9 protein-coding genes are annotated in these 10,473 nt (G+C 47.9%); 5 read left to right on the top strand and 4 right to left on the bottom strand.

The window, feature by feature from the left end:
* Positions 1 to 1,052 precede the first annotated feature (1,052 nt).
* From I8J29_RS16585 to I8J29_RS16595, 3 genes are read right to left on the bottom strand one after another with little or no spacing between them, the layout of a single operon-like run.
* Positions 1,053 to 2,159, bottom strand: a complete 1,107-nt coding sequence (locus I8J29_RS16585; RefSeq protein ID WP_208848652.1) for a Ger(x)C family spore germination protein — start codon at positions 2,157 to 2,159, stop codon at positions 1,053 to 1,055.
* On the bottom strand, positions 2,156 to 3,241 hold the full coding sequence (locus tag I8J29_RS16590) for a GerAB/ArcD/ProY family transporter (RefSeq protein ID WP_208848653.1): 1,086 nt from the start codon (positions 3,239 to 3,241) through the stop codon (positions 2,156 to 2,158). Before I8J29_RS16590 ends, I8J29_RS16585 begins: the two co-directional genes overlap by 4 nt.
* On the bottom strand, positions 3,238 to 4,656 hold the full coding sequence (locus tag I8J29_RS16595) for a spore germination protein (RefSeq protein ID WP_208848654.1): 1,419 nt from the start codon (positions 4,654 to 4,656) through the stop codon (positions 3,238 to 3,240). Before I8J29_RS16595 ends, I8J29_RS16590 begins: the two co-directional genes overlap by 4 nt.
* A gap of 634 nt (positions 4,657 to 5,290) precedes the next feature.
* Between I8J29_RS16595 and I8J29_RS16600 the strand changes: the two genes are divergently transcribed.
* The 4 genes from I8J29_RS16600 to I8J29_RS16615 all read left to right on the top strand — a co-directional run bounded on the left by I8J29_RS16600 (position 5,291) and on the right by I8J29_RS16615 (position 8,831).
* Entirely contained in the window at positions 5,291 to 5,491 is a 201-nt protein-coding gene (locus I8J29_RS16600) for a cold-shock protein (RefSeq protein WP_090637001.1), read from the top strand.
* 889 nt (positions 5,492 to 6,380) lie between these two features.
* Positions 6,381 to 6,776: a helix-turn-helix domain-containing protein gene (locus I8J29_RS33835; RefSeq protein WP_240546247.1), complete on the top strand. Its 396-nt coding sequence runs from the start codon at positions 6,381 to 6,383 to the stop codon at positions 6,774 to 6,776.
* 88 nt (positions 6,777 to 6,864) lie between these two features.
* On the top strand, positions 6,865 to 7,527 hold the full coding sequence (locus I8J29_RS16610; RefSeq protein WP_338113193.1) for an IS3 family transposase: 663 nt from the start codon (positions 6,865 to 6,867) through the stop codon (positions 7,525 to 7,527).
* Between the two features lie 479 nt (positions 7,528 to 8,006).
* A complete protein-coding gene (locus tag I8J29_RS16615; RefSeq protein WP_208848655.1) occupies positions 8,007 to 8,831 on the top strand; it encodes an ATP-dependent DNA ligase in 825 nt (274 codons plus the stop codon).
* Positions 8,832 to 8,871: 40 nt separating this feature from the next.
* Here the strand turns inward: I8J29_RS16615 and I8J29_RS16620 are convergent, their stop codons facing one another.
* Entirely contained in the window at positions 8,872 to 9,252 is a 381-nt protein-coding gene (locus tag I8J29_RS16620) for a hypothetical protein (RefSeq protein ID WP_208848656.1), read from the bottom strand.
* A 524-nt stretch (positions 9,253 to 9,776) separates the two neighbouring features.
* Here I8J29_RS16620 and I8J29_RS16625 point away from each other — a divergent pair.
* Complete coding sequence (locus tag I8J29_RS16625; RefSeq protein WP_208848657.1) at positions 9,777 to 10,334, top strand: ATP-binding protein; 558 nt, start codon at positions 9,777 to 9,779, stop codon at positions 10,332 to 10,334.
* Positions 10,335 to 10,473 lie beyond the last annotated feature (139 nt).

The following is a 10,473-nucleotide window of genomic DNA, read 5'->3' on the forward strand; positions in this document are numbered from 1 at the left end:
CGATTGTCTACGCGGCCACGCCCGCGATGATTAACGGTACTGCAACCTGAAACCCCAAGTGGTTTTATACGCGGTTCTCGGAGAAATGCAAAGTTAAATTATCACGTTCGAACTTGGTGTAATTCTCTTCGCTGCAGGATCTTCAAAACCCTATGACATTTGATGACGTTTTTGCCCTATATTCTAGTTAATGAGCATACACCTAATCATTTAATAGATTCGCTACATAACATATAATGATCTGATGATAAAGGAGTTGGTTTTATTGCCAGAACAAGGGTCACAAGGTAACAATGGGTCTCGTGGTAATAATGGGTCTCGTGGTAACGACGGTTCCCCTGGCAACGACAAGTCCCGTGGCAACGACAGGTCCCGTGGCAATGACAGGTCCCGTGGCAACGACGGTTCCCGTGGCAACAACGGATCCCGTGGCAACGACGGATCCCGTGGCAACGACGGATCCCGTGGCAACAACGGATCCCGTGGCAACAACGGTTCCCGTGGCAACAACGGATCCCGTGGCAACGACGGATCCCGTGGCAACAACGGTTCCCGTGGCAACAACGGATCCCGTGGCAACGACGGATCCCGTGGCAACAACGGATCCCGTGGCAACAACGGATCCCGTAGCAACGACAGTTCCCGTGGGAACAATGGTTCCCGTGGCAACAACGGATCTCGTGGAAACAAGCGTTAAACGTAATGAGGCCTTTGCAAAAATTAAACAAAGTGCATATCGGATGACAGAAACAATTTTGTGATCGCAGTTTGTTGTTTCATGAAATAAAGTTCTTGCCAATCATTTGAACAAAAAGAAAAGCCCCGGCGGATGTGGTCAAGACCCCATTTAGTGGACAGTTAGAAAAAGCCCTACCCAATTAGCTGTTTCCGGTATTGTGCCGGAGGCAGCTTATTTAATTTTCTCTGCGGACGATGGTTGTTGTAAAAACAATTCAGATGTTCGCTGGGTCTATTCGTTATGGTGTTTTTACCGTACAGCAAGGTTTCACGCATGCGACGGTAAAAAATTAACCGCCCTTGGGCGGTTCGACTTACGAGATGATTCCCGTGCCGGTTAGATGGATTCGAACGTTCGGCTTAAGCGCGACATCCTTATACCCGTTCTGCCAATCGATCTTCTTCCACAGCCCAGGCCGACTAACGCTTAGCTTTCTGCCGACCCCCAGCGCATCACAATTTGCTTGAAGCAGCTTGCTAACGACCGCAACTGCTTGCTTGTTTAGCGAAGCGGCGATTTTATTCTTAATCCGTTCGCGATCGACCGCCTCGCTCAAGCTGTTCGGGTCGCTTGCAATAAACCCGTATAGATCAAGGTTGATGGCGCATTCGATCTTGGACGTGCGGTCATCGACAGACAGGTCCATGGATCGCTTTATTTTAACCACTCGAAAGGAAACCACATTTGCATCGCTATCGGTTTCCATCGCGGCGAATTTGCCCAGTTTACCCATAAGGAGCAGAAGTAAGGTGCTTTCTTCTTCTGGCAACGACACGCCGGAATAATGTCCGCCGCTCATCAATCCGACGCCATCCACAATCACCGCTTTGTCGTTCATTTTGCGAATCATCGGCATTACGGTATCCTGACCCGGATCGGTCATCTCATTCCATAGCGAATAGAGCGTCTGCTCTGGCACAATTGTCTTGCTAACAGATCCTTCGAAGATTTGCTTAATGCCGAACGCGATGGGATTATTTTCGATTTTCTTGAACGCAAGAATATCGAACCCTTTGCCTCTGCCTATCAGCACGTTCGATTTCAAATACCCTTTCGGATTGCGGTAGAAGCTTTCCAATGCAGGTAGCATGCCTTTCCTCGCAAGCTCTTCCCCAATAATAATCACATGGACCTTGCTCGCTTCAAGCGTGCCCGGCAGCATATTGTCGATCTTCATTCCGACCTCATTCGTCGAATCCCCGACCGCATGCACGATTTCGTCCTTGACGTCGAATTGTCCGCCTCCCTTACTCTCTAATGTAACGGCCCTCACCGCCCCCAGGAGACGGTTGCCGTTTGCAGCATCCAAGCTGATGCCGTTGACGATTTTTTTGTGGGTCAAATATTGGCTGTCCCAACAGCCTGTCAACGTTATGAGGCATAACAGCCCCCATGTCGCATTGATTGTTCTACGTTTCAAGTCGCTTCCGCCCCCCGGCCGTCTTTGATAAGCAAGGATCCGAACCACAGCAGTGCAGGCACCGCCGCAATCATAATCAGATAGCCGTATTCGAACCATTTGCCGACCAGCTCCGTGCTTTCCAATGTCGACAAATACCATCCGATGGCGAAGACGCTCCCTGCGCTGAACCAGACCAGCTTTCGGTATGAGCTCTGTTTGGCAGTAAGGCTCTTCCCGGCCAAGCAGAGATATGAAACGATTGTCGCCGTCATCGGAATGATCCAAATGGTCAAGAAGATCAGGTCCAAGCGATCGAATAATTGATACGTCAACCCTTTCAGGAGGAACAGGACCGGTTCATTCACCTGCTCCAGCACCTTCGGGCTGAAACCAATCAAGCAGATGAAGACAAAATACGCGTAAAACAAAGTAACGAAACCGTTTGCCAGCGATATGACGCCAAATATGCCTTTCCGGCCGCCATCAACCTGCGAGAAGAAATAAAGCGTGATTTCGAAGCCTAGCATGGCGAAGAACGTTCGCTCGCTTCCCTTGAAGATAGTCAACACGCTGGCTTGCCCCACGGGCATGATGTAGGATAGATGCACTTCATTCGAAAAGTTCAACAAGCTGATCAGAATTAAGACGATGAACAAGAGCGAAGTGAGGACGAAGAACCTCGCGATGACGCGCAAGTTATCAAGCGCCAAATACAAGCTTGTACCGATAATCAACAGGAATAGAATCCATGGAGGAGTCAAGGTGAGCATCCAGCTTTTGATGAGCCGTACGTAGAGCATTGTCGCGTAAGCCGCAATCAGGACAAAGAACACATAATAGACGCAGTTGACCGCCTTCCCAGGATACCGGCCTAGAATCCGTATCGTAATATCGCTTAAAGTTTCATTCGGAAACTTGACCAGCAGCTTCCCGTATACGACAAGCACGAGTTGGATTACGAGTCCTGCGACGATAACGGATATCCAGGAATCGCCCTTCGTAATATGCTGCATTTCCGACGGCAAGGACAGTAAGCCGATTCCGATTTGCGTCTTGATAATCAGGAAGAACAGTTGGGCTTTGGTGATCGACTGCTTCACGAACGCTTCCACCTCCCGAACGCAATCCGCTTCATCGGACCTGCCTCTCCGCTTTGCGCGCCTTTATTGACCGCCCATAACGGCAATCTAAGAAAGACGTCTCTCCAACACTGTTTGCCGTGATACGGTCCGAACGGCGCGAAATATGGAATCCCCATCGTTTCGATTTTGCACAGGTGAATAAAAATCAGCATCAACATAATCGAAATGCCGAAAAATCCGAACATCGAAGCAGCGACCATCATTGGAAACCCGAGTATCCGTAGACTGGTGCCAAACTCGTTAATCGGCGCCACGAACGATGCGATCGCCGTCAACCCGATGACGACGATCATTGTATGGGATACCAGTTGGGCTTCCACCACGGCTGTGCCGATGACGAGACCGCCTACGATTCCGATCGTCTGCGCGATCGGCCCCGGCAGCCGAATCGCGGCTTCCTTCAACAACTCCAGTATGATCTGCATCATGAAGGCCTCCAATATCGGCGGCAACGGCACATAAGTCAGCGACACTTTCACGGAATACAGAATGCCGATCGGCAGCACTTCAGAATGGAAGGATACGATCGCAATGTAAATTGCCGGCAAGCAGATCGCCAGAATAAAGCTGGTCATCCGGATTAATCGATAGAATGAACCGATTATCCAGCGGCTGTTGTAGTCGTCGGGCGATTGGTAAAAGGAAAGAAAGGTGATCGGCAGAATCAGTACGCTAGGATCGCCGTCCACAAGAATCGCGATTTTGCCTTCCATGAGGTAGGAAACCGCCCGGTCCGGCCTCTCCGTCTGCAGCGTTTGCGGAAACGGCGAGAATGGATGTTCTTCCAGCATCTCGTCGACGTTGCCGGCCGAATACAAGTAATCCAAATCAATCGCGTGCAGCCTTTTCACGCATTCAGCCGTCACATTGGAATCGGCTATGCGATCCATATAGATCATGGCGACGCGCGTATTCGTCACACTTCCGATGGTCAAGTAGTTCACTTTCAGGCGATGGCTCTTCATCCGATTGCGCAGGAGGCTTATATTCGTTTCCAGGCTTTCGACGAAGCCGACATGCGACCCTTTAATGATTTGCTCGCCTTTGGGCTCCTCGATCGTCCGGTTATGGGATTGCGCCGCCGGCAGCATAAGGGCCGCGGATTCGTTCTCCATGACCAGCACGCAGAACCCTTCAAGCAGACAGGCGCCGATACGATGCAGATCCGTCGACATCCGCGCATCGAAAGAAACGCGAAGCTGTTCGATACCATCGGCGCCCGAATCTTGCAGCCGCTCCATTATTGTCGATTGGATGATTTCGGGCTTGATCAGCGGTTGAAGATACGACAATGCACAAGATTGGCCGTGAACGATGAGTTGCTGAAAGCGCAAATCTTCGGTGTCGGAGAAATGCTGCTTCAACTGTTCCATCTTCCGTTTCAAATCTCCGTTATCCAACTCGACCGCAGGATGCGCCGACAGGGACGAATGATTACTTCTTCTGATACGGAACACGAAAGCTCACCTGCCTCCAGACAATGATTGCCATTAGCATGGGCACTTATGCCGCGAATTATGAGCAGGCGAGAGGAGGCGATTTCGCCGCAGGCTGGCAGGCGAAGAACCAGATTAAACTGCAGCTTCCCGACCGGCGGTTCCAGGAACAGCCGGCGCATCTCTACATGCTTACCGTCGATGCGGTTTCACCCATTGCGCGGGTCTTATATCTATATCGGCTTATAAGGAAATGGCAGCTGTGCGTGGGCAGGGCCTCGCCCAAATGACGCTCGCCTGGACGCTGCGAGGCGGCAAGTATACTGTATAAAAACAGCCTCTATTGCGATACATGGACTAAAGAACTTATGAAATATCAGTTTTGAAAAAGCGATTGAACAACAGACGACTTTCAACCTTTATTGGGTAGAAAGTCGTCTTACGTTTAGAAATGATCAGCAGGTCAGGTCATGTTAAATAATTTTTTAGACAAATTTCTTTTTTTATGGGATATACTTATGAATAGTCCGCTTTGTGGGCAAAATGTTTAAACTGTGGAGGTTTTAAATTAATGGAAACAGGTACTGTCAAATGGTTTAATGCGGAAAAAGGTTTTGGCTTCATTCAAAGGGAAACTGGCGATGATGTATTCGTTCATTTTTCTGCCATTCAAGGCGAAGGATACAAATCTTTGGACGAAGGGCAACGTGTTGAATTCAATGTTGTTAAGGGCCAACGAGGACCGCAAGCTGAGAATGTTGTAAAACTGTAATACATAAATCAAGCCTGGACTTGACGAAATGTCAGGTACAGGCTTTTATTTTATTGATTGAACTCCCTGGGTACGGTGTAGTTTTTTCGCTTATTCGCAGGATATCTCAATAGATAAACCGTTTCCGAATAGAAGATGGGGGATGTACCGGCAAACTTGGTAACCGAAGAGTATGCGGGAACAGAAGGGGCGAGTTTTCGGCCCTTTTACTATCCTTTGTCGCATGCTGCTCCACATACCTCCTTGGCTTTAACTCCCACTTTCTCGATGGGTCGATACCCCTTCCTTTCTTCGTTACGCCTATCCGGTGGGTGGAGGCGGTGTGCCCTTGGATTTAAAGGAACTGAAGAAGCTTGCTGAGACGTTGGATGATAACAGCTGCAGAATAAAAAACTCCACTACAGGAAAAACAACTAAGAAATCAAACGACCTGTTAAGAAGTTGAATTACGATTAAAAAGCAATATCTCTTTAAATTTCTTTTGGTTGACTGTATGACCTTAATGTTAAGCGCTGGAATACTTAGCGCTCAAGGAACAGTCACTAACCAAAGTACCAATGGTATGAATAACCAGTCGTGTGATGGCCAAGGAATGAATACAAACAGCTACAATGGCACACCGACTGCTGGTGGCAACTATCGAGCCATTGCTACGAATGATGACAGTGGTATGGACTGGGACTGGTTGGGCTGGTTGGGATCGCTTTGTCTGATAGGCTTGAGAGGCCGTAGTCGTAATCATGAACCGGAACGTAGCTAATTACCTTTAAAGATACGAACAATAATAAAGAAAAGCCCCAGCGAATGTGAACTGCACCCCTTATAGTGGACATTGGAAAAACACCCTGGTGTTTAAACCGATGAAAACCTATAGGAGGTGCTTTTCGTTATGGCAAAAAAGGAGCGACAATACCAAACGTATAGCTTTGAGACGAAGAAGAAAGCTATCGAGCTGCGGCTTCAAGGAATGACGAAGCAGAAAGTGGCGGAAGTATTAGGGATTGCTGATGTGGGACGATTGAAGGTTTGGATGCGACGATACATTCAAATGGGTGATTTCGGGCTGACGGATACTCGCGGGAAGAGGAAGGATTATGCGAATGAAAACAGTTATGTCAGACGATTAGAGATGGAGAACGCCGTTCTAAAAAAGTGGTTGGCCATTACGAAGGCGGAGGTGTACCAGAAAAGTGTCGGCTCGTCGAAGAGCTCCGAGAGCATTTCACCGTTACAGAACTTTGTAAAGAAGTCGGACTATCCAGAAGCGGATTCTACGCCTTTTTAAAACGTAAGGAAATAGATAAGGATCAGCATGCCAAGAACGAGTACGAAGCACGTTTGAGCGCTACAAAGGCATCTACGGTTACCGCCAGATTCAGCTGTTCATGCTACAAGATGACGGAGTATGGATGAACCATAAGAAGGTACTTCGTCTCATGCAAGAGATGGGGCTGCAAGCTAAGATACGCCGAAAATACCGTCATATCCGTAAATGGCATGTAGGTGACCGAGTCGTTAAAAATTTGCTGGAGCGACAGTTTGAAGCGGATGCGCCTAACCAGAAATGGGTCACCGATGTCACCCAATTTCGAGTCGGTGATACGTGGTTGTACCTCTCTGCCATTAAGGATTTGTGCCAGAAGAGTGTGGTAGCTTATAACATGAGCTTACGCAATGACAACGAGCTCGTCCTTCAGACGTTCTCGAAGGCTTTTGACAAGGAAAAAGACGTGACTGGACTGATCGTTCACAGCGATCAGGGATCCCAGTACACGTCCTACGATTACCATGACATGCTGCCCAAGGTTGGCGCCCAAATCAGCATGTCTAGCCGAGGCAATTGTTACGACAATGCCTCAATGGAGAGCTTCTTCTCTCATTTGAAGACGGAAGCACTCTACCCTTATGATATCCGATCCATTGAGGATGCACAAAGCAGAATCGAAGAATATATCTATTTTTACAACAACCATCGTCCGCAGAGAAAATTAAATAAGCTGTCTCCGGCACAATACCGGAGACAGCTTATTAAGTAAGGCTTTTTCTAATTGTCCACTAAATGGGGTCTTGACCAATGCTCGCTGGGGCTTTTGCCTTCTCTCAGGAGAGGCCAACTGTGGGATAGCAGACCTTATCGGTATGTGATGCTATTGAACCATCAGGAGGTTGGCGTAGCTGGGGTTTCAAATGGAGTCAATTACCTAACAAAGTACTCCCCGCAAGATGATTACTAACAGAATGAACAGTACAAGAATAATGCCGAGCACGTTGCCGCCGCCGAAACCACCGACAGGTCCACAACCTACTCCGCCTACTCCACCAACACCATACATTGAGGTCAACTCCTTTAATTGAGGTACACCGCAGTATATGTTCATAAGGGTATGGTGCATGGGCTGTTGTCAGAAAGGGGCGAACGACCGGTGAGGACAACCGGCTTGTATTATTTACCGCCGGTCACGGCTGCCGCGAGGGTTTATAATGGCATTGGGTGATGGATATGTTTGTTTCTCCAATGCTGTTGCAGTACGCGGCTGAGAACAAGCCGTTCGATAAAGAGCATCACGTCGCGGAGCTGAAGCTCGATGGCATTCGGCTGATTGTTTCCACAATGGACGGGTTACGGCTTTACACACGGCACGAGAACGACGTCACTAATAAATTTCCGGAGTTGCATAATTCTCCGGTACCGTCAGGCACAATATTAGATGGCGAGCTCATTGTCACAGATTCAGCCGGCAAACCAGACTTCGAGGCGATGATGAGCCGCTTCCAGTCGCGAAGCAATCGCGAGCAAGCGACGTTTTGCGCTTTTGACATCATCAGGCACAAAGGCATCGACGTGACCGGCCTGCCACTATCCAGACGCAAGGAGCTGCTCGCTGAGGCGTTCACGGAGACGGAGCGATACACGAAGGTGATGCCGGCTAACGGCAGCGCGGTTCAGTACTTCGGAGCTGTCAGCACGGTTGGTCTCGAAGGTGTAGTGATTAAGGACCTACGTTCGCGTTACGCAGTCGGCACCCGATCGTGGGCATGGCAGAAGGTCATCAACTGGACTCACGCCGAAGTGTTCATCACTGGCGTACGCCGCGGTCAGCTCGGCTGGCTTACATCGATTCAAGAAGGCGAAGGCCGGCTGCGACCGGCGGGCATCATTGAGTTCGGTATCAACGAGGAGCACAAGCGAGCGCTCCGAAGCGTGCAAAGCCAAATCGTATACAAGGAAGATCGATTTGCGGCACACTTCAAACCGCTGATCCGGGCGCGCGTGAAGACTCGCAACTGGACGCGGAATGGCATGCTGCGGTCGCCAGTGTTCGAAGATTTTATTTTATAAACATAAAGAAGACTGCTGAGTTCAGCAGTCTTCTTTGCTGTCATACATCAAAAACCGGAATCACACTTAACTCCTCAGGAGCAAAACCTTGATTATTGACCAATTTTCCGAATTCGTCGATGCCATACACCGAGACTAGAGCTTCTGGTCCCACAGGACTTGTGTGTCGCACCGAAACTTGAAACTCATAAGCTACATTTCCTGCAATATTAAATGTTCTAACTTCATAGGCACCAATGGGTATAAATAATACTGACGTTGTCGCCAAATAGAATATGTTTGAATCGACGGAAGCAAAGATTTTTACAATTACCGTCAAACCGGCGGAAGTTATATTGTTTATATTTAGGACGATGGTTGATGCCGCGGTCCCTTTTGCTCTAGTATTTGTAACAACTCCAGTCGAAAAAGCAACAGACACGTCAATTCCCCCTTATAAAGAGACATGCTTTATCTTATGAAAGATTGTAAAGTTTGCTTGTACTGAACCACCTAATCCTTGCCAAAAAAAGTAAACTTAAAGAGAGCATTTGCATAATATTCTTCTATGAGGGCAAGAGGGGGGGATTATGGATAAGATATCTGTACAAGTTTACTGCCCTATGTGCCAGCAGATAAGGTGGATTACTGCTTTCTCTGGGCAATATAAATACAGGGGAGAACAAATATATCCTGTCGCTGTCTGTTTTGACTGTAAAGAAGAAGTGGAAAGAAAATTGAATGATTACATCTGGAGAAACAAAAAGAATGATTGATCCCGGGCGCCATATGGCGCTCTTTTTCGTGTACACCCCATTCCTGGGGCTGGACACCCTTTCTATGTGGAGGCTATGTCAGCATACTTCAAAAAGAAGGGTACTTAGTGGATCACATGATTACACTAACGGGCAGGATTGCAATAATAATGTGTGGAATGAATCTTTTAACTTGTGAGGGGGGCTTTTGATGAATCGAATTGTAGTCATGACGGTAGGAAAGACACACAGTGGTAAGACGACATTTGCTAAACAATTGGAATCGCAGTTGAAAAACACAATTACTATTGACCAAGATAATCACGCATCTTTCATTAATGCTCACTACAAGTCGTTACGTCCGAAAGAAGGACCAAATACGCTGAAATATGCAGTTACCCAAACGATAGTCGATTACGCTGTAAAACAGACCAATTGTAATCTCGTACTTTGCAATTCTAACCTTGCCCGAAACGGTCGTATGAATTTATTGGACTATTTTCGTAGGAATGGAATTGTCAGCATTCTTGTCTATTTCGATATTCCGGAAGTCGTAATTAAAGAACGGATAACAGAAAGCCAGCGAAGTAAAGATATTTTTCGGAGTGCGTCAACTTTCGAAGAGGTACTAGCTCGACAACAAGAGAGCGATTCATCGGCTCCGGAAATAGGGGAAGCTGACCACTTCTTTATCGTAAACCGTAATGAAGAAGACGTACCTTTGGTTATTAAGCAAATTACGGAAATTATGGAACCGTTATTAAACTAACGGGCACGATAGTTCAATGGCAGCCAAAAGTATGGCTGCCTTTCTCAACTAAGCGCTTGCCCCGAAGATCGATACCATATGGGTTTTTGGGGTGATTCGCGCTGCAAGGTTCCCCTATTGTATCCAACACGTCCAAGGT

Source organism: Paenibacillus artemisiicola, assembly GCF_017652985.1.
Classification (GTDB): domain Bacteria; phylum Bacillota; class Bacilli; order Paenibacillales; family Paenibacillaceae; genus Paenibacillus_Z; species Paenibacillus_Z artemisiicola.

What these genes read in the sequence shown, in the direction of transcription:
- I8J29_RS16595 (WP_208848654.1), bottom strand. Translation starts at nt 4,656, where the DNA reads ATGGAACAGTTGAAGCAGCATTTCTCCGACACCGAAGATTTGCGCTTT.
- I8J29_RS16600 (WP_090637001.1), top strand. Translation starts at nt 5,291, where the DNA reads ATGGAAACAGGTACTGTCAAATGGTTTAATGCGGAAAAAGGTTTTGGC.
- I8J29_RS33835 (WP_240546247.1), top strand. Translation starts at nt 6,381, where the DNA reads ATGGCAAAAAAGGAGCGACAATACCAAACGTATAGCTTTGAGACGAAG.
- I8J29_RS16615 (WP_208848655.1), top strand. Translation starts at nt 8,007, where the DNA reads ATGCTGTTGCAGTACGCGGCTGAGAACAAGCCGTTCGATAAAGAGCAT.
- I8J29_RS16625 (WP_208848657.1), top strand. Translation starts at nt 9,777, where the DNA reads ATGAATCGAATTGTAGTCATGACGGTAGGAAAGACACACAGTGGTAAG.